This is a genomic window from Paenibacillus sp. FSL P2-0121 (assembly GCF_037975345.1).
In the GTDB taxonomy this organism is placed as follows: domain Bacteria; phylum Bacillota; class Bacilli; order Paenibacillales; family Paenibacillaceae; genus Paenibacillus_AQ; species Paenibacillus_AQ odorifer.
The window spans coordinates 5,143,891-5,164,891 of sequence record NZ_CP150245.1 but is presented as its reverse complement, the minus strand read 5'-3'; the positions used below and the strand labels follow the sequence as shown (position 1 = coordinate 5,164,891).

Annotated in this window: 14 protein-coding genes; 10 read left to right on the top strand and 4 right to left on the bottom strand. The window is 46.1% G+C overall.

What is annotated here, in order from left to right; translation table 11 throughout:
- Positions 1-1,541: 1,541 nt before the first annotated feature.
- From MKY54_RS22955 to MKY54_RS22945, 3 genes are all read right to left on the bottom strand, one after another.
- Entirely contained in the window at positions 1,542-2,420 is an 879-nt protein-coding gene (locus MKY54_RS22955; RefSeq protein WP_076130289.1) for an AraC family transcriptional regulator, read from the bottom strand.
- Between the two features lie 75 nt (positions 2,421-2,495).
- Positions 2,496-3,851, bottom strand: a complete 1,356-nt coding sequence (locus MKY54_RS22950; RefSeq protein ID WP_339188067.1) for a response regulator — start codon at positions 3,849-3,851, stop codon at positions 2,496-2,498.
- Positions 3,832-5,562 carry a histidine kinase gene (locus MKY54_RS22945; RefSeq protein ID WP_076130287.1) on the bottom strand — a complete coding sequence of 577 codons (1,731 nt, stop codon included), beginning with the start codon at positions 5,560-5,562 and terminating at the stop codon, positions 3,832-3,834. Before MKY54_RS22945 ends, MKY54_RS22950 begins: the two co-directional genes overlap by 20 nt.
- Positions 5,563-5,862: 300 nt before the next feature.
- Here MKY54_RS22945 and MKY54_RS22940 point away from each other — a divergent pair, with 300 nt between their 5' ends.
- The 5 genes from MKY54_RS22940 to MKY54_RS22920 all read left to right on the top strand — a co-directional run bounded on the left by MKY54_RS22940 (position 5,863) and on the right by MKY54_RS22920 (position 12,915).
- Positions 5,863-6,747 (top strand): ABC transporter permease subunit, encoded by an 885-nt coding sequence (locus MKY54_RS22940; protein ID WP_036683235.1) that lies wholly within the window; start codon positions 5,863-5,865, stop codon positions 6,745-6,747.
- Between the two features lie 36 nt (positions 6,748-6,783).
- Positions 6,784-7,659, top strand: coding sequence for a carbohydrate ABC transporter permease (locus MKY54_RS22935; protein WP_036683169.1), 876 nt, complete (start codon positions 6,784-6,786; stop codon positions 7,657-7,659).
- 41 nt (positions 7,660-7,700) lie between these two features.
- Positions 7,701-9,374, top strand: coding sequence for a hypothetical protein (locus MKY54_RS22930; RefSeq protein ID WP_076147914.1), 1,674 nt, complete (start codon positions 7,701-7,703; stop codon positions 9,372-9,374).
- Between the two features lie 86 nt (positions 9,375-9,460).
- Positions 9,461-10,885 carry a family 43 glycosylhydrolase gene (locus MKY54_RS22925; protein ID WP_339188065.1) on the top strand — a complete coding sequence of 475 codons (1,425 nt, stop codon included), beginning with the start codon at positions 9,461-9,463 and terminating at the stop codon, positions 10,883-10,885.
- Positions 10,886-10,911: 26 nt separating this feature from the next.
- Entirely contained in the window at positions 10,912-12,915 is a 2,004-nt protein-coding gene (locus MKY54_RS22920) for a beta-galactosidase (RefSeq protein ID WP_339188063.1), read from the top strand.
- Positions 12,916-12,992: 77 nt separating this feature from the next.
- Here MKY54_RS22920 and MKY54_RS22915 read toward each other — a convergent pair whose 3' ends face one another.
- A complete protein-coding gene (locus MKY54_RS22915; RefSeq protein ID WP_339188062.1) occupies positions 12,993-15,275 on the bottom strand; it encodes an AraC family transcriptional regulator in 2,283 nt (760 codons plus the stop codon).
- A gap of 293 nt (positions 15,276-15,568) precedes the next feature.
- Between MKY54_RS22915 and MKY54_RS22910 the strand changes: the two genes are divergently transcribed.
- Genes MKY54_RS22910 through MKY54_RS22890 form a run of 5 tightly spaced genes read left to right on the top strand, consistent with a single transcriptional unit; the run spans position 15,569 to position 20,994 of the window.
- Positions 15,569-16,519: an ABC transporter permease subunit gene (locus MKY54_RS22910; protein WP_051491278.1), complete on the top strand. Its 951-nt coding sequence runs from the start codon at positions 15,569-15,571 to the stop codon at positions 16,517-16,519.
- A 15-nt stretch (positions 16,520-16,534) separates the two neighbouring features.
- On the top strand, positions 16,535-17,404 hold the full coding sequence (locus MKY54_RS22905) for a carbohydrate ABC transporter permease (protein WP_076147925.1): 870 nt from the start codon (positions 16,535-16,537) through the stop codon (positions 17,402-17,404).
- 44 nt (positions 17,405-17,448) lie between these two features.
- Entirely contained in the window at positions 17,449-19,011 is a 1,563-nt protein-coding gene (locus MKY54_RS22900) for an extracellular solute-binding protein (protein WP_076279230.1), read from the top strand.
- Positions 19,012-19,048: 37 nt separating this feature from the next.
- On the top strand, positions 19,049-19,837 hold the full coding sequence (locus tag MKY54_RS22895) for a glucosamine-6-phosphate deaminase (protein WP_339188058.1): 789 nt from the start codon (positions 19,049-19,051) through the stop codon (positions 19,835-19,837).
- Positions 19,834-20,994, top strand: a complete 1,161-nt coding sequence (locus tag MKY54_RS22890; RefSeq protein ID WP_339188056.1) for an amidohydrolase family protein — start codon at positions 19,834-19,836, stop codon at positions 20,992-20,994. Before MKY54_RS22895 ends, MKY54_RS22890 begins: the two co-directional genes overlap by 4 nt.
- Positions 20,995-21,001 lie beyond the last annotated feature (7 nt).

Below are 21,001 nucleotides of genomic sequence, written 5' to 3'. Positions count from 1 at the left end.
GAATTAGTGCACCTTGTAAGTAGCTTGACGCCACTGAAATTGAGTGTTTATAACTCGAAGTCGGCGGGCTCAAATTGGTGCACCATGTAAGTTGCTTCCCCAGCCAACACGGTGCTATCGGACTCAAATGCCGCTAATCGCTCGCTTTTCACACATTTGGAGTTTTATCGGACCGCATAGTCGCTATTGACTCTAAAAGTACCAAATATGCACCTCTTTCGAAGGAATAGCTGCACTGGAGTCCGAAACTGTGCTCAAAAGGCGGAAAATTGGCAAATAGCGTCATCTGAGTCCGAAAGCGCGGTAGAGGGGGGTGACTCGGTGCTTTCGTATGCGAATTAAGGTGTTTAGCAGGATGTTTACCTAGGCGGGGGCTGCCGTACGCGAATTAGGGTGTTTAGCAAGTTGCTTCCTTAGCCGTGGGCCGCTGGACGCCAATTAGTACGACATGCAAGTTGCTTACCCAACCAACACGGTGCTATAGGACTCAAATGCCGCTAACCGCAGTCTTTTCACACATTTGGAGTTTTATCGGACCGCATAGTCGCTATTGGCTCGAAAAGTACCTAATATGCACCTCTTTCGAAGGAATAGCTGCACTGGAATCCGAAACAGTACTCAAAAGACGAAAAATTGGCAAATAGCGTCATCTGAGTCCGAAAGCGGTGGGGGATGGTTGTGACTCGGTGCTTTCGGACGCGAATTAGGGTGTTTAGCAAAATGCTTTGCTAGCCGGGGACTGCTGGACGCGAATTAGTACGACATGCAAGTTGCTTACCCGTCCAACACGGTGCTATCGGACTAAAATGCCGCTAATCGCAGTCTTTTCACACATTTAGAGTTTTATCGGACCGCATAGTCGCTATTGACTCTAAAAGTACCAAATATGCACCTCTTTCGGAGGAATAGCTGCACTGGAGTCCGAAACTGTGCTCAAAAGGCGGAAAATTGGCAAATAGCGTCATCTGTGTCCGAAAGCGGCGGGGGATGGTTATCACTCGGTGCTGCTGTACGCGAATTAGGGTGTTTAGCAAGTTGCTTCCTTAGCCGTGGACCGCTGGACGCCGATTAGTGCGCCTTGCAAGTTGCTCACCCATCCAACACAGTGCTATCGGACTCAAATGCCGCTAACCGCAGTCTTTTCACACATTTGGAGTTTTATCGGACCGCATAGTCGCTATTAGTTCGAAAAGTCCAAAATAAGCATCTCTTTCGAAGGAATAGCTGCACTGGAGTCCGAAACTGTGCTCAAAAGGCGGAAAATTGACAAATAGCGTCATTGGGATCCGAAAGCGGCGGTAGAGGGGGTGACTCGGTGCTTTCGTATGCGAATTAGGGTGTTTAGCAGGATGTTTACCTAGGCGGGGGCTGCCGTACGCGAGTTGGTACGCCTTGCAATTGTGAGTTGGCACCACCAGATCTGAATGGTTACTACTTGCATCCACCGGCCCCGAATTAGCACGCCACGCACGCCACGCCTGCCACGCCTGCCACGCCTGCCACTCAGCTCTATCGAAGCCGAATAGATATGCCTAGCAACATCAATTTTCAAAAAACACATGTTTGGACAGGAACTCTAGGTCCTGCTCGCGGTAAGTGGAGGGGCTAACTCCAAAGTAGGAACGAAAAACTTTGCCGAAATAGCTGGCATTGTCAAACCCGGTGTCCACAGCGATCTGGTAGATCGTCTGATCTGTTGTTTTCAGCATAGATGCTGCCAGCTCGATCCGTCTCCTTCTTAAATACTCAAAAGGCGAGAGATTGATGTTTTTTTGAAATAGCCTGCAAAGATGATGTTTAGAAATTCCAACATGTGCGGCGACATCGTCTAAGCTAAGGTTATTATTGTGCAGATCATTTTTCATGAATTGTATAGCGGCATGGAGTTTGTCATTTTTTATATAGGTGGTTAACAAACTTGGTTTCTTGAGGTATTTCTCCATGGACAATATCCACTGAAAGGCTTTCCCCGTTAGAAAATGCAAATCTCTTTCTTCATCAACCTGGATGTCCTTGAACATACTCCACAATAAATCCATCGGAACCGATTCCTGAGGGAGTTCTATAATAGGACCGCCATGTGCGATCAGCTGGTTCCAGAGTGAAATAGCTAGAGGTCCTCGTACATTCAGCCAAATGAATTCCCAGGGCTCTGTACCTTCCTCCGGATAATAATATCTGTGTATACTGGGGACAGTCACTAGGAAAGCTTTGCCCTTCGTTAATGGGTGAACAACCCCGTCTATTTCAATTCTACCCTCTCCAGATAAGGTGTACTGAAAAATAACACAACTTCTCTCCGTCCGATTCTGGCCGTTGAATGAATATGCCGGAGTTTCGGCTTGTTCCCAGCCAATAGAATCAAACAGAAGCATAGAAGCTTGTTCTTCCGAGCGAATGGTGTAGGAGGAGCGCAACATTAGCAGGTTTCCTTTCCGTGGTTCGTTACTTCATTCAAAGTGTAAACTTTTTTGTTGATCTGTTCAATTTTTGTTTCATTTAATCTGCTGTCTTCGATATTGATAAGGCGTAATGCCATACTGATCTTTGAACAGCTTAATGAAATATTGTGGCTTTTTGTAGCCGACTAGATGTGAAATATCGAGCACATGTAAGTTGGAATCGATTAATAACTTGGAGGCCTTTTCCAAGCGTTTAGAAGAAATGTAGCTCGATAAATTTTCGCCCGTCTCCTGCTTATAAAATTTGGACAGGTAAACAGGATGTAGGTGAACAATTTTCCCTAAGTCCTCCAGGCTCAAGCAATCACTAATATGATTGGAGATATAGGCTTGAATGGTATGAACAATGTTTTGATTGGAAAATTTAGCGCTTCTATCTAATTGGGTGAGGCTCTGCAAGATGGATTGAAGAGCCGTATCTGGCTCTGATAATTGATTGAAAATCCAGTCTGCGACCTCAGCTGATTGGATTTTATCGGTTGTGGAATACAGCAAATTAATGAATTCGAGCAGGTAGAGGAGCTTTTGTTTTTTGACAGTGAGCTTGGCAAAGTTTTTTAAAATGTTTTTTCTGGTTTGTTCCCATTCTCCAAGCTCTAATTTAGGGAGAGCACTAGAGGCACTCAGCATAGTAAAGTCTCTGGCCCCAATATTTTCATTAAAAAAGAAATGATAAAAAATATCCCGAACAGCATGCTTTTGAGAAAATTCAAACGGCTCGGAAAAAGAAATGGAATCGACGCTGCTTGCCACAGTTTCGGTATTGGATTCTGGAATAATTCCAGTAATGGCTGATGGAGTGATCCAAATAAAGTCCCGTCCACCATTATGATCTTTTAACATCATTTCATCTTTCCCTCTAGCCCCTGAGACGTGAAAAAAGCAAAAGTGCTCATTCCGTAAAGCAGTATCGAGTGTGCTGTGATCATAACGTAGTGGGGAAGGTCCGCTAATAACAGAAAGCAAGTAACCTAGCCCATCTATGTTTTTCTCTGCCACTGGGGTTTTTGGGGGTTTCTCAGCGATACTCTTAATAACTTGACTCATGGCTTTTTCCATATCCTCTTTATCAACCGGCTTGAGTAAATAATCGAGTGCACCCAAACGAATGGCTTGTTGTGCATAATCAAATTGAGAATAACCGGAAAGGAAAATTACCTTGGTATTGAGCTTTTTCTCATGAACATGATGCAGTAAATCAATGCCGGATACCTCGGGCATACGAATATCTGTAATAAGGATATCTATATGATTCTGATTCAATAGCTCCTTGGCTTCAATCGAATTTGTTGTCGTCTCAATATGCTCAATTCCAAATTTGCTCCAATCCAGCAGGTGTTTTAAATATTCAACGATGTAATGTCCGTCATCAACTATCAATAATCGCATATTGTCCTCCTTCATCCAGCGAGAAATCTATGAATGCCAGCACGGATAAACCACCCCAGTCATTGATGAAGAACCGCAGTCCGCTTAATTCACCATACGCATTTTTGAGGCGATGATGAATGTTCCAAAGACCAATTCCTCTTGATCCTTCAGGTGGGGATTCATTCTCAAGTCTGGCCATTAGCTGGTGTATTTCCTCAGCAGTAAGCCCCTTACCGTCATCGGCAACAATAATTAATGCTCCAGTATCAAGTTCTTTTACATCTATAGTAACGCGATGAGCCCCTTGCTGTTCTTCAATCCCATGCTGAATTGCGTTCTCGACCATAGGCTGGATAATCAGTGGCATAATCAGATGCTCTCCCAGTTCAGGAGGCAGGTTGATTTCATAATTTATTTTTTTGGAAAGTGACATGATGGATAAAAAATGATCGGCAAGCTGCAATTCAGAAGCCAACGTAACATTATCTGAATTCATTTTTGTTAAATAACGATAGTACTCTGCTAAATGCTTGCTCATCTGCATTACGGCTTCCGGTGAAGTTTTTGCCACTGCCATAATAAAAAACAGATTATTGTAAAGAAAATGTGGATTGATCTGAGCCTGTAGCTGTTTCACTTCGGCGTTTCTGCGCAGCTCGGTTTCTATTTTTAATGAAGCGAATAAAGCCTGTATTTTGGCGACCATGTGGTTAAAGCTTTTAAATAGACTATAAAATTGATTGTCCGGGTTCTCACTAATTCTGGTGCTGTAATTCCCTTGTTCCACTTGGTAGAATTTCTTGTCGAGCAAATATACATTACGATAATAGTTTCGATAGAACATAAAAATCACGATAAGACCAATGATCAAGATCATTAAGATGCTGACAAAAAACACCTGTTTATTCCGGTTAAGCGGATTCAAAAAATCACTCATTCGCGTATAGGTAACAAGATACGTATCAATCGGCTCAATATACTTCGATAAAACATAATAATCGTCATCGTTGATATGATAGTCAAACTTTAAAATTTCATGTGCATTGGGTGTTATCGTCTCCTTGGCTTTTTCCTCGATTCGAATATCCACCGCTTTATTGCTAATCATTAAACTCTTGTTCACAAGTAAAAAGGCATTGGAGCTCTCGCCGCCACTCACTGCTTTCTCTAAAAGACTTGTTAAATACTCCTTTTTCAGCTTAACGCCCACGATGTACTGAATATTGGCAGGATTCTTAGGTTCATGAATATAAGGATAGATTGAAAAATAATACAAATTGTTATTAACAATCTGCCAGCCTCGCTGCGTGACCTTCTGAAAGGGCTGTTTGGCAAGCGAATCATGACCCGTAAAAATAAAAGTGCCATCCGATTTCCAGTAGATACCGATAGATTCAATCGCCTGACTGGAGAGAAGTGGTGCTGATATGCGGTCATAGATATCGTTTTTTTTCATCTGGGCATCGTAATTGTTCATCTCTTGTATTTTGCTTTGATAGAAACGTACGGAGGTGTCGGCTGTATATTGGATGCCATACAAACTTGCCTCAGAGATGATGCCATCCAGAATGCTTTCCGTATAGGCTAGCTGATTTTTGGAGGAGTTAACCAAGCTCTCTTGAATGGTTTTGGAACCTAGGGAGTTCATTACGAAAAACAAACTTAAGGTAAGTAAAAGGAAAAAAACGAAAAAATATATGAATCGTTTCATATTTACTTTTTTAATCATAAGCATTACTCCTGTCGCTAGGACTCGTGTGAATTCATCATAAGCCATATATTCCAAAAGAAAAAGAGAAGAGCTCTCGCAAAATGAAAGCGTTTATAAAGATGTTTAGCGAGTGGTTATGATATTTAATTTGAGACATTTTCGAATGAAAGCGCTTTTGTTAACATTAAACCAGAAAGAAATTAGCAGCCAAGAATGTAAAAGGGGGTAAGCACAATAGCACAGATAATGAATACCCAGCTCAAATGGAGTGAGAAAGCCAACGTTAAAAAAAGCAGAAAGAATCCTTGGAAAAAGGAAATCAAAAAAAATTGGCCTTTGTATGTTTTATGTATCCCAGCTTTGGTATTCGTTCTAATTTTTGCCTACGGTCCTATGGTCGGATTAGTGATGGCCTTTCAGGATTACAAGCCCTGGCTTGGAATTACAGGTTCAACTTGGATTGGTTGGGATAACTTCGCAAGAATCTTTCAATATAAAGAGGCAACACAATCCATTATCAACACCCTTATTATTGCTGTAATCAAAATTATAGTCGGAATTATTGTTCCTATCTTTATGGCGATTCTGCTAAGCGAGATTAGAAACATGGGGATTAAAAAGAGTATTCAAACCTTGGTCTATTTACCGCATTTTCTCTCTTGGGTAACCGTTGCCGGAATCATGATTGATATCTTAGGTCTGGATGGGGGCATAAATCATTTTCTTACGAATTTCCTCGGACTGAAACCGATTTTCTTTCTGGGCGATCCTACGCTGTTCAGACCGACGATCATCATCAGTGATTTATGGAAAAACTTCGGATTTGGCATGATTGTCTACTTAGCGGTGATTACAGGGATCGATCCTTCTTATTATGAGGCAGCTGAGATCGACGGCGCGTCACGCCGCCAACAAATAAGACATGTTACCTTACCGAGTATGATGCCGATGATCATCGTAATTGCAACGTTAAGCCTTGGGAATATCCTGGATGCAGGATTTGACCAAATCTTTAACTTATACAATCCACTCGTATATAGTACGGGGGATATCATCGATACTTATGTTTACCGGTCATCCTTATTAAATGGCCAATACGGTTTTGGTACCGCTGTTGGATTGTTTAAATCCGGCATCAGCTTCATATTAATCGTAATTTCCTATCGAATTGCTTACAAGGTAGCTAACTATAAAATATTTTAAGTCGAAGTTGTTAAGCTTACAAAACTGTTAGGAGGAATGGGAGTGTATTATAAATCCAAGGGATATAGGATATTTTCGATTTTCAATCATATCCTCCTGATTCTAGTAGCCTTATCGTGTTTATTGCCTATGCTTCATTTGCTAGCACAATCATTTAGTAGTAAGACAGCGGTAAATGGGAATTTGGTATCCTTTTGGCCGGTGGACTTTAATATCGAAGCCTATGTGAAAACTTTTAAAAACACGAATTTTACAGGCTCCATGAGAATCTCAGTGGTCCGGACGGTACTGGGGACGTTAATCAGCATGTTCATTATTACAACGGCGGGGTATGCCTTGTCCAAAGATTTCCGTGGGCGTAATGCTTTAATGTGGATTTTTATATTCACGATGTTGTTTTCCGGTGGATTGATTCCTTCTTATATATTGGTTACGAAACTTGGGCTCAAGGACACGATCTGGTCGCTCGTGCTTCCCGGTGCCTTCGGAGCTTATAATTTGATTCTGATTATGAATTTCTTTAAAACAATCCCTAAGGCGCTTGAAGAGGCGGCATTTATCGATGGGGCTTCGTTCTTCGTCATTTTCCGGAAAATCTATCTTCCGCTTTCCCTTCCCGGTCTGGCAACCGTTGGATTGTTTATCATGGTGGGGAGCTGGAACGCATGGTTTGATGGGATTTTGTATATGTCGAATACAACGGACTATCCGTTAGCTTCATTCTTACAGACTGTAGTGGTGCAAGGTTCAGCGCAGAGTATGGCACTTAGTCAATCAGAAGCAGCCGCGTTGTCAGAACAGAGTATCAAAGCTGCGCAAATTTTTATTAGCACACTGCCCATTATCCTTGTATACCCTTTTCTACAGAAGTATTTTGTCAAAGGCATCGTTCTGGGTGCTGTAAAAGAATAACGTGACCAACATATAAAACTTTAATTCAAAGGAGCTTATTGATGAAAAAAACAGGGGCCTTAATAACGACTACTGTATTGATGGCAGGATTGCTAGCGGGCTGCGGCTCAAACGGTAAAGAATCTACTGCGGCAGAAGCGGTTCTCAAAGACGGCAAATACGATCCTCCTATTACTATTAACATCGCCAAGCAACAAGATGAGAATGCCGGTAAATATATCAACGGGGAGAGCTTAAATGATAATGTGTTGACCCGCTGGGGTGTCGAGAATCTAGGGATTAACATCCAAACTACTCTTTTGGGCGGTGATGCCTCCCAATATAATACGAAACTTCGTTTAGCGCTCACTGGTTCCGAAAAGCTTCCGGATGTTTTGCCAGTGTATGATACCTCATTAGAAAATGATCTGATTCAATCTGGACTTGTAAAAGATATTGCGGAGGACATTAACAAATACATGCCTGAGCGTCTGAAAGAAATATATAAACAATATCCAACAACGTTCAACCCGGTTATCCAGGACGGCAAGGTTTATGGGATGGCGATCTCGCCCAATCTCACTGAAGGTGAGGTCATGCTTATCCGTCAAGATTGGTTAGATAAATTAAATTTAAAAGCGCCAACAAATATAGATGAATTTGAACAGGTAATCGCTGCTTTTACGAATGATGATCCGGACGGTAACGGAAAAAATGATACTTATGGATTTGATTTCTCGGGAAAAGATTCTTACAACACGGGCTGGGTAAGCGACTCTGTAATGATTTTTAGTGCTTATACAGGGAAGAGTCTCCCCGGCCAATGGTATAACGACAATGGTAAACTCACTTACGGTTCCGTCGCTGATGGGACAAAGGATGCGTTAGCTAAACTTCGCGATTGGTACTCCAAAGGGTATTTAAATAAGGAGCTGGCTACACAGGGTGCATGGGATGCACTGGCGGATTTCACTGAAGGTAAAGCAGGGATTATTATTGGCCGTCCTTGGCTGTACGGCAGTGTTAAAGATGTGGAAACTAACGTAAAAGGGGCTAAAATCAAAGCTTACCCAACAATTAATGGTGTAAGTGGGGATCGAACCTACCAATCCGGTCAACAGAACGATGGTGTCTTTATGTTTAATAAAGACTTTAACAATATGGAAGCTTTCTTCTTGTATTATGACAAGCTTTACGATGCAGCATTTGGTACCGGAGATTTCAAATATGGTTATGCTCAGGGATATGATTATGACATCGTTGGCGATGAAGTGGTATTCGATTCCAAAAAATTCAATACGCCTTTGGATGCCGCTCAAGGTGTAGGTAAAATGGCTTTTACCAAAAATACACCAAGTGTGGATGGCCCAGGTAAATCTTTTTATGATCTTTCCAAAGGTGCAAAAGCAGAGAATGGGGTCTTGATCAGATCGGCATCAAATGATGAAACAGCCAAAGAGGGATATGTGATTTCCTATGAGAATAGAGAGTCGCTGCTTCCAAATGCATTTAACGGTCCTCCTACCAAGACCATGCAGACAACCTGGGAGCAACTGAATACGATGGAAAAGGAAACCTTCACCAAAATTATTTACAGTAAAGAGCCGCTAACTGCGTACGATGACTTCGTGAAGCAATGGCATGACAAAGGCGGTACGAAAATTTCCGAAGAAATCAACGAATGGTATAACAATGCTAGCAAGGTGGATGTGATGTCTCAGATGGGATTGAAATAAGTTCGCAAGAACAGCAGGTTCAGTTAAGGTCATCCTTGGCCGGACCTGCTTTTTTGTCTAAAAATCTGATCCTCTGGAGGTTAATCATGGACGAAAATGCGAGTACAGTCACCCTACTAAATAGCGCTCCACTTCTGGATATGAGCGGAAATCCTGTACATGCACATGGTGGACATATGCTCTATACGGATGGATATTATTACTGGTTTGGTGAGAACCGGATGGATCGGCGGAGAGTGAGCTGCTACCGATCTGTGGATCTAGTGAATTGGGAATGGCGCAATGATGTGCTCACACTCGATTCACCGGTACAGCCGATTTATCATCGCACCACATTAGAGCTTGAACCCTTGGACAGGGAGGGGCGCCCAACGGGTGCGGTAATTGAGCGCCCAAAAGTACTCTACAACAAACTTACAGGGAGATTTGTTATGTGGATGCATTGGGAAAATGGACGCGACTACTCTGATGCGCGCTGCGCGATCGCTGATTGCGGGACGGTAGATGGGGATTATGTTTACCGGGGCAGCTTTAATCCGATAGGTAACATGTCTCGGGACTGCACCTTGTTCCAGGATGACGATGGAACGGCTTATTTTATCTCCGCGGCAAGGGAAAATGCTGATCTTATTATGTATCGTCTGTCACCTGATTACCTCAGCATAGAAGAACAGGTCAAGACCTTGTGGCCCGGACAAGCGCGTGAAGCACCTGCATTAATGAAACGTCAGGGTGTATACTTCCTCATCTCGTCCGCCTGTACGGGCTGGTTGCCTAACCAAGGAACCTATGCCTGGTCCGAGGAATTATTTGGTCGTTGGTCACCCTTGCTGCCTTTGGGCGACATCACTACATACGACAGCCAGCCTGCTTTTATAGTTCCTATTGTAGGAACAGACAATGACCAGTGCTCTTACCTGTATGTTGGGGATCGCTGGGACCCTGCGGATTATTATGCCTCTTCCTATGTATTTCTGCCGCTCGGCTTTCCTTCTGACCGGGAAATGAAGCTTGACTGGGCAGAGCGAACGGTGATTGACCTAAGGAAGGGAATCGTAGCTGTGGAATGCGGCTCTGGTAGTGGTCTGTTCAGATTGAAAAGCTTAGGAATGGGGCTTTATCTGGCGGCGGGAAATCAAACCATTGAACATGAGGAGACCCTGAACGTCGAAGTCCGGACGCTTTCGTATGAAGATCAGCAGCAGAGATGGACGGTTGAATACGGGGAGAAGGGTAGGGCGAGAATTCGAAACAGTGAAAAGGCCTTATCTATTGGCCCGTTGAATTCCTTGCTGCTGGAGCCTATTCGTGACAACGAAGATCAGTTTATATGGTTGCTTACAGAGACAGAAGCAGGTTCACTGACTATTGGGAGCAATGACGGAAGAGTTCTTACCGTAGCAGGAGAACAGCGTGGGGGCTGGGGTTGTGTGTTTCTTGAATCCACACGCTGCCATGATCCCCGTCTAGGTGCAGACCCGCAGCTTTTTCAACTGATTTCAGTAAGGTAAACAGTTTAGAGAAAAGAGGTATACCGATGAGTTTATCTGTCTCCTTCCCTATGGAATGGTTTAAAAGTGACCCCCATACACAACTTACTGCGACTTCCTCTGAGGCGTTTCAGTTCATCACTACACCAGAAGGTGGTGGATTTGAGCTTCAGCCAGGGCATCTGGAATCCGCCGCTTGGTGCGATTATGGTTTCGTTAATGCGGAGGTTTACCATGAAAGCCGTGACGTTCTGGTGCTGTTATTCAGTTTTTATGATCGGGATCATCGCGTCATTACTTATCATGTAGGAATTTTACCCGGTGTGCGCACGAAAATTTGTTTACCCTTGATTCATTTAAATGGTGAGAAGCTGTTCCTTCCCCGTTATCCGGGTGTGATGCAGACAGTACTGAGGGGAGATGCAGGCATCGATCGCAAGCATATCACCCGATTCTCTATCGCTACTCTCCCTTCAACAACAAGTAGAGCTGTGCAAATTAGTGGCTTGGCTCTAAGTCTAACTGAGCCCGTCTTTGAGTATGAACAGCAACCATATATAGATGATCTGGGCCAATTAAAGGGAAGGGATTGGCCAGGGAAAACGGTTGATGCAGAAGCGATGACGGATCGGCTGCGCACAGAGCGGAAACTTGCGGAACATGCTGATCACAATGGAGGTGACCTCAGCAGGTACGGAGGTTGGAAGGCGCTGAGATTCGCGGCAACTGGATATTTCCGCACGGAGTTTGACGGCAGCCGCTGGTGGTTCGTTGATCCAGAGGGTTATGCCCTGTTCAGTACGGGGATGGACTGTGTGGGTCCAGCTTGTTCTATGCATGTAACTGGCATGGAACACTTGATACCCTCATTGCCGGAGCGGGAAGGAATCTATCAAGAAGCTTGGTCACAGGATGGCGAGGAATTCAGCTTCGAGATTGCTAATCTGATCACTGCTTTTGGGGCGGAGTGGCGCTCTAACTGGGTGGCTATGACGGATTTTCGCTTACAACAATGGGGATTCAACACCATCGGTAACTGGTCTAATGATAGATTTATCAACGAATCCCAGCTTCCGTATGTTTATCCTCTAGTGGACTTTCCTATGACGGAGCAGACTATTTTCCGGGATTTCCCCGATGTGTTTAGCCCGGAGTATGAGCGGAATGCCGGGAGCTTTGCGGAGCAGCTTCTTCCATTAAGGGAAGACCAGAGAATGGTCGGTTATTTCATGCGTAATGAGCCGCATTGGGCATTCGTGGATGGGTTGAATTTGACCGGGCAGATGCTGAAATCTCCGGTCCGTTATGCCAGTAAGAAGGAATTCATTCGCTGGCTTGCAGAAAAGTACAAAACAGTGGAACGATTAAACATGGCGTGGGATAGCGTTTTTGAAGAATTCGAGGATTTATACGATGTATCGAATGTGAATGTAACCGGGGATAATCTCACTTCTGCCCGAGAAGTGGATTATAACCAGTTTAACCGGATCATGATTCGACGGTATGTAGAAGTGCCAGCCCGTCTTTGCAAGCAGACGGATCCGAATCATCTGAATTTGGGAATGCGTTATGCCTGGGTTGGCAGTGATGAGGTGCTGGAGGGCTGCGAATGGTTTGATGTATTCTCTATGAACTGCTATCAGTTCAGTCCTGACAAGGAACAGATCGCCCAGATCAGCGGACGACTGAACAAACCAGTCATGATTGGGGAATATCATTTTGGTGCGGCTGAAGGCGGCATGTTGGCTTATGGGATCCGTGCGGTGGCAACCCAGAAGGAGCGCGGTGAGGCTTACCGTTATTATGTGGAGCAGGGGGCAGCCATCCCGCAGCTCATCGGAGTTCATTATTTTCAATGGAATGATCAGCCTGTGCTCGGACGTTATGACGGAGAAAACTATCAAATCGGTGTAGTGGATGTCTGCAACCGTCCATATGAACCTTTCGTGCAAGCAGCGAGAAAGGCCCATGACCAGATGTATCAGGTGCGGACGGGTATGACAGCGCCCTATAATATTGTGCCAATGGAGATTCCGAAAACGGGATTCTGATTGCAAATCTTTACAACAAAAAGGCCCCCAGCCAATGGTGGGGTCTTTTTTGTCCTCTCCTCTGCAATGTAGCCTCTTTACAAGCCAAGGCCGGAGGAGGGGAGTGAATCATCACGGGAATAGCGCTTGCGGTATTCGCCCGGAGTTATTCCGGCACAACGTTTGAACATACGGATGAAGGAATTTACGTTCTGATAACCTACCTGAAGCGCGATATCCTGAATCCGCAGTTCCAGATTCATTAGCAGCTCTTTGGCCCGCTCAATCCGCAGATTGTTCAGATATTCACTGAAGTTGATGTTTGTTTTCTCTTTAAAAATGCTGGACAGGTAACCTGGAGTTAAATTTAACTTGTCTGCTACTAGGTTGAGGTTGATGTCCTCGCCGTAATGTTTGTCTAAGTAATCCAGCACAAAGCTGATAATGGGGTCGCGTGACTCCGAGCGGCTACTGATGACCACGAGCACAGGACGAACCAGATCACGCAGCCATTCCTTGTATTGATCCATTGAGTGGAAAGCGTTAAATGGCTCTAGTGGGGGTGGTAAGAGACGCTCCGCTTGGGGCAGATTCAGCCTCGTGACCGTTTTGCTCGTCTGTTCCGCTGCTCCCAAGGCAAATGCCCGAAAATCCGCCGTCGCCGCGTCCTTGTGCTGCAGCTGCTCCAGCTGACGATCCAACCAAGCGAATACAGCCTCCTCATTGGCAGACTGCAGCAGATTGTGCAGCTCCTCTCCGTGTGTCACCTTTAAATGAAAGGATTTGGCGGATGAGGCTCTAGGTTCTACGATTATTTGTGTTTCCCCGTTCAATCTACGCTCATTTAACAACATCGATAGATTATTGTAGGCATCGGTAAATGAGGTTTCGCCTGAATATACCGGACTTACAGCAATAGTCAGATATAAGGATGTCTCCGAATCCAGCAGCTCCTTAAGGGTATCAAGAGCCTGCAGAAAACTGCTCTGCGGTCCGGGATTGAACAGGAGCAGCATGAGCTGATCATGTTCCGGCTGGAGTGCGACGCTTTCGCTTTCACCACCAGTGATCAAGTTTTGAACCAGCTTCCATAACATCAGTGTGTGTTTCTCCAATTCGTCCGGTAAGGTTTTGAAGCTGACCTTGAACAGAATGGAGGCATAGGGCTGTTCGGATTGCCTTACATCTTCAAGCTCCGCGAGGCTTTTACTCAGCGGGATATTTTTCACTTTATGAGTATAGGCATATTGGCGCACCAGTGAGTTCTTATGATCAAGATCGGTCTGGATGAAGCGGTTACTCTCCAAAATGGAGCTCAGGCGGTCGCCGATAATGGCGAATTCCTTCACACTGCTCAATTTTTCAGGCCGGCTGCCTGCCTTACGGTCCAAGGCGGCAATCAGGCGCTGGAGCGGTTGGTTAAGCCGGTGGCTGAAGATTAGGGATGAGAGAACACTGATCAGTACTGCGGCAGAGAGCAATACAGCCAGCAATAGCTGCATCCCCCGCATTTCCGCAGCAATAGCCGCCACCTGGGTCACTCGGATATAGGTGAATCCAGTCTGTTTACCTTTTTCATAGAAGTAATATTGGTCTCCGACCCGCTCATGGGCATTGCCACTTTCCGGAAGCTGGCTTGTTTGCAGTTTACCCTCTGATGTAGAGAACAATAGATTCTTCTGCGCATCCAGGATATAGAACGGGGTATTGCCAGCATCTCCGTAGGCGGCCTGCATCAGCTGCGGATTCAGCATGACAATGCCGTACACTTCCTCATAAGGAATCGCTTTGACCAGCACTGGCATTAACCTTCCGAGCGTACGGGTGGAATGTATGGTTTTCTCGGTAAAGGTTACGGCGGGCATGACTTTTAAAAATTGATTGTCCATCGTTTGCCGGCTCCAGTACTCCGGAGGGTATTCTGCACTGAAGTAGTATTTACCGAACATATCTGCGGCGCTGCTTAGGCCCTCCCTCTCCAGTACATAATTTTCCTTTTTAAAATAAAGAATGAAATTTTCGATATGCAGAAAAGGATTAGCATACAGCGTTGAGAGATCCGATATCACTTCTGCCGGGATATCATATCGTCGGTTCTCTTTGAGGTGGCTTAGAATGCCTAGATTGGCAGTCCATGAATCGGATTGGGTGAGGGCAAGAATCATGTTCTGGGTCAACCGGAAATGATTTTCGTAGCCTTCGACCGTTTGTGCGAGGCCAAGCTCATTTTGCCGTATCATCTCCTTATAGATTTTGCCGCTTAAATACAGATGGGAGAACAGATTAAATGATGCCAAAATCAAGATGACACTGAGGAAGCTTAGCATCAGCTTAACGAACAGGGCATTCAGCGCAAATTTGCCTGTAACGGATCCCTTCATATGTATCCCCCTTTGGATGCACCCGTAAATGAATTGGATTAATTCTATCATAGCGGCAAAAAGCTAACACCAACAATATGCAATTTTGCTGATTTGTACGCTATTCTATGGAAATCCGCAGTTAAGGCGAAATGTTATATAACATGTAGATAGCGCTTTCCAAAGAAATGCAGCTATAATTCGGAGACAAATCCCAGAAAAAAGGGGGAAGTAATCTGACATCTATATGATTTATGATCATTTTAACAAGAGGAGACATGCATATGGCTCAAGCTAGCGTAGTGCAGGACAAAATGCGAAAGAAAGTGCACCGGCGACCCCAACGACCTCAACGCCACAAAGCGGGAATCCTTCGAACTTGGAATAAAAACAAGGCGCTCTGGCTGCTGTTCCTGCCGTGCCTGTTGTATTATTTGATCTTCCGCTATGCACCGATGTTTGGATTAGTTATCACTTTCAAGGATTACAATCTTTTTAAAGGGATTTGGGCCAGTGATTGGGTGGGACTCAAATATTACAGGATGTTTATAGAGAATCCCGATTTTTGGCCGCTGATGAAAAACACTTTTCTGCTTGGTTTATATAAGCTGTTTTTTGGCTTCCCGGCACCTATTCTACTGGCGATTCTGCTTAATGAGGTGCGCAAGGCTGCTTTCAAACGAGTTGTGCAGACCGTCAGCTATCTTCCACATTTTATCTCAAATGTCATTGTAGCCAGTATGGTGATCATGTTTTTATCCCCAACCGGAGGGCTGATTAATAATCTGCTTGGTGCCATAGGGATTGGACCGATCAATTTCATGAATGAACCTGGATTGTTCCGCGGTATTTATGTCCTGTCGGAGATCTGGCAGCATATCGGCTGGGAGACTATTATCTACTTGGCCGCGTTGACCGCTATCGACCCGCAGCTGTATGAAGCTGCTGATATGGACGGAGCCAGCCGCATGCGTAAAATATGGCATGTCACCTTGCCCGGCATTTCACCCGCCATCGTGATCACCTTGATTCTTAATATCGGTAAAGTGCTCGAGATTGGCTTCGAGAAGGTGTTCCTGATGCAGAACCCGGCGATCTACGACACAGCGGATATTATCAGTACTTATGTCTATAGGGTGGGTATGGTGCAGGGGAACTTCAGCTATGGCGCTTCTATTGATCTTTTTATGGGCGTGATTAGCTTGATCTTCATCTATACAGCAAATTACATCAGCCGTCGTGTAAGCGAGACAAGTTTATGGTAGAAAAGAGGTGTGGTGATGAGATCACCCCGTTTATCCTGGTTTAATGTCGTGAGCACTTTTATCCTTCTCGTGGTTGTGGTGGTCACGCTTTATCCGTTCCTGCATATGCTCGCTGTCTCTCTCAGTAGTGATGTGCATGTCATGAAGAATACCGTTTCTTTTTGGCCTAAGGGATTTAACCTGAATATGTATAAGCTTGTACTCGGAGATTCGCAAATCTGGGTGGCTTACAAAAATACACTCATTTACACCGTGCTTGGCACCCTTATCTCGCTGGTAGTCACCTCCACGGGTGCCTATGCACTCTCACGCAGTGATATGGCGCTGCGCAAGAGCTTCACCCTGTTGATTGTGGTGACGATGTTTTTCAGCGGAGGAATGATTCCCACGTTCCTCGTGGTTCGCTCCCTGGATATGGTCGATACCGTATGGGGCATGGTGCTGCCGGGTGCGGTTAGCACTTGGAATCTGATTCTGATGCGGACCTTTTTCTCCGGCATTCCTAAAGAGCTGGAGGAGTCAGGCCGCATCGACGGACTGAATGATATCGGCATATTTATTCGTATTATTGTTCCGCTTTCCAAAGCTTCCTTCGCCACCATAGCGCTCTTTTACGCGGTTGGCATGTGGAATAACTTTATTTACCCGCTGCTCTACCTGCGCTCACCGGATTTGTTCCCGCTGCAAGTACTGCTGCGCAATCTGGTGCTGGCTGGCAGTGCTAGCTCAGGGGATGTTACTAGCATTGGAGGTGACAACATGGTGATAGAAGAATCGCTGAAGTACGCGACGATTATGGTCTCGACGCTTCCGATTCTGATTGTGTATCCATTTGTGCAGAAGTACTTCGTTAAGGGGGCCATGATTGGCGCGGTTAAAGGCTGAGGCGGGTGGAACCGTCACAAATTCAGAATAAGGGAGAGATCGTAATGAATAAATGGAAATCTGTACTGCTGCCACTGATGATTGCAGCAACCGTAGTAACTGGCTGCAGCGGAGGGGGCAATGACACCTCGCCGCAGAGTAATACTCAGGGCAGCAGTACCGCTTCACCTGCTGATTCGTCCAAAACGGAAAAAACCTTCACTGCGCTCTTAGACAACAATGCTACGTTCCCTTATTCGAAAAGCTGGCCTATTTGGAGCTGGCTGAAGGAGAAAACCGGTGTCACACTCGAGGTACAGACCCCTTCCGGAAAGCTTGAAGAGAGCTTGAACCTGGCGATTGCCTCGAAGGCAATGCCGGATCTGATGTATATGCCTAACCGCAAAGAATCGAATAAATTCGGGCAACAGGGTGCGTTGGTGGATTTGATGGAGTATATGGACAAAATGCCGAATCTGACCGCCTGGGTAAAGCAGTATCCACAGGAAGCGAAGGCTGCACTGTCTGCTGATGGCAAAATGTATATGTTCCCGAATCAGGGCTTTGGCGAGACGAACCGCATGATCTGGTTATACCGTAAAGACATTTTTGACAAAGAAGGAATCCAGGCACCAGCCACATATGAGGAGCTGCATACAGCTCTAAAAACCTTGAAGGCGAAATATCCGGACAGCTATCCGCTTTCGATCCGCTACGGACAAATTCCCGATGAAATGAATGCCAATATGACAGTGAATTACGGGACGGGTGAAGGGGCTTATTATGATTTTGATAAAAAAGAGTGGCTTTTTGGACCCACGGAAGATAGTTACAAGGAAATGGTTGGTATGTGGAAAATATTTTATGACGAAGGGCTGATTCCGCCCGACTTTCTATCTCTGCAAACTAAGCAATGGCAGGACATGGTGTCCACGGGCAAATCGTTTGTGACCATTGATTACATCAGCCGGATCGATTTTTTTAACAATGCGATGCAGCAGGAAAATCCGGAGTTCAACATGCAGTTCATGGCTCCTCCAGCGGGCATTGCCGGCGGCAAGCAACTGAACCCGTATTTTCATTATATGGAAGGTGGCCTAACCGTGGCTTCAACCTCGAAGAACATCGATGATGTGATGAGTTATATGGACTTTTTCTATTCCGAAGAGGGACGTACGCTCAGCAGCTGGGGCGTGGAGGGTGAGACATATGTGAAGGAAGGCGACACGATCAAGTTCAAACCAGAGTACAACGATGTGATCGAAATGCGGAAACAGACAGGACTTCAGACTAGCGGAACGTACACCTGGATCGACTTTGGTGCACATCTGTCGTTGTTCTCAGACAATTTGAAGTACGCCTTTGAAGAAGCGACGAAATATGATCCGTCCATGATGCAGCCACGGCCTGCATTTACGGAGAAAGAGAATGAAATTATTGCGATTACCGGCCAGGCGATCCAAAAACACCGCGATGAAAGCTTTGCCAAGTTTGTTACCGGCTCCCGAAAGCTGGCCGACTGGGACAAATATGTGGAGGAGATGAACAATCTCGGCGTGGATAAGCTGCTGGCTACTTATAGGGAAGCTTACGACCGTGTTCAGAACATTCAGTTAAACGGGAATTAATCTGTCTGGTGCCAAGGACAATAGTTGCCCGGAAAGGATGAGCGGGATGAATGACATCATTAAGCCTTTAGAGACACACAGAGTAGAGCAGATGTCCGTTCAGGTTTACGAAGATCGTAACCTGATGGGCGCTGCGGCGGCATCGCAGGTCGCGCAGAAAATTAGAGCTTTGCTTCAAGATTCTGCGCGTCAGGTCCGAATTGTGTTTGCTGCCGCACCTTCGCAAAATGAACTGTACGAGGGGCTGGTTCGGGAGCAGGGGATGGATTGGTCCCGGGTCAATGCTTTTCATATGGATGAATACATCGGCCTTGCGGCTTCGGCTCCCCAGCGGTTCGGCCGTTTTTTGACAGATCGTCTATACAGTCGGGTTAACCCTGGCCGGGTAGAACTGCTGGATGGTCTCGCCGCTGATGTGGTGCAGGAATGCCAGAGATATTCGGCTTTGTTGAGCGAGGCGCCTATTGATATCGTTTGCCTCGGGATCGGGGAAAACGGGCATATCGCGTTTAATGATCCGCCAGTCGCTAATTTTACCGACCCGCAGCTGGTCAAAGCGGTCGAACTGGAGGAAGCCTGCCGCCGCCAGCAAGTGAATGACGGTTGTTTTACCTCGCTGGACGAGGTACCAACCCATGCGCTGACGCTTACGGTACCAGCCTTGCTGGCTGGCCGTCACCTGTACGGAATTGTACCGGGAGTGTCCAAACGCAAGGCTTTACACGCGGCACTTCATGATTCGATCAGCACGGCATGTCCAGCTACTATTCTGCGCACCCATCGGGAGATCACGATGTTCACGGATCGGGCTGCCTTCGGCCTATGAACGCGCCAATTAAGGGAAAGCACTATAAAACTGGGCTGCCGGTTGAGGTTAGTGTCGAGCAGGGGCGAATCACTTCGGTCACCGAACTTGCGGAGAGTCCAGCCAGGGCCGATTGGCCCTGGCTGGCACCCGGGTTGGTGGATCTGCAAGTGAACGGAGGCTGGGGACTGGATCTCAACACGCTGCCTTTACAGCCTGCCACGGTATTGGAACTGTCCCGACTTTTGCTAGGAAACGGGGTAACCAGCTATTGTCCAACTCTGATTACTAATGGCAAAGAAGCGCTGGCTCAAGCGGTCTCCGCCATTGCGGAAGCCGCTTCGCTGTATCCGGAAGATGCTGGGGGGATTGTAGGAATTCATTTGGAAGGCCCCTTTCTGTCACCAGAAGAGGGTCCGCGCGGCGCCCATCCAAGGGAACATATTGGCCCGCCGGATTGGGATAGGTTATGCCGCTGGCAAGAAGCGGCTGAAGGGCTTATCCGTATCCTCACCGTCTCCCCGGAATGGGCAAACGCCGCTGCATTTATCGCCCGGTGCAGTGAATCAGGCATCCTTGTTTCCATAGGGCATACAGCAGCTTCCCCCGAGCAGATTAGGGAGGCGGTTGCCGCAGGAGCGGTGATGTCTACGCATCTCGGCAATGGCACACATCTGACGCTGCCCCGTCATCCCAACTATTTGTGGGAGCAGCTGGCGGCGGATGAACTATACGGCTGTATGATTGCAGATGGCCAACATTTACCACCCGCTCTGTTGAAAGTAATCCTACGGATGAAGCGCAGCCGCACCATCTTGGTCAGCGATGCTGTATCACTGAGCGGAATGCCGCCGGGAACTTATCACCTGCACATTGGTGGAGAGGTTGTATTAACAGCAGAAGGGCGGCTGCATCTGGCTGGCAATCAGCAGCTGCTTGCAGGTTCCACCATGATGCTTCCAGATCAGGTGGCCTATCTTGCCAAGGCTGGATTAGCCCGGCTGTATGAAGCCTGGGATTGTGCTTCTGCTCATCCGGCCACACTGCTGGGGCTGGAGCAGGCGGCAGGGCTTAGGGCTGGAGCGCCTGCCGATCTCGTGAGCTTCTGCTATGAAGACAGGACACTTACCGTGCTGGAATGCTGGAAAAAGGGTCATAGCAGGGCTTGCAGTAATTAATTACAGC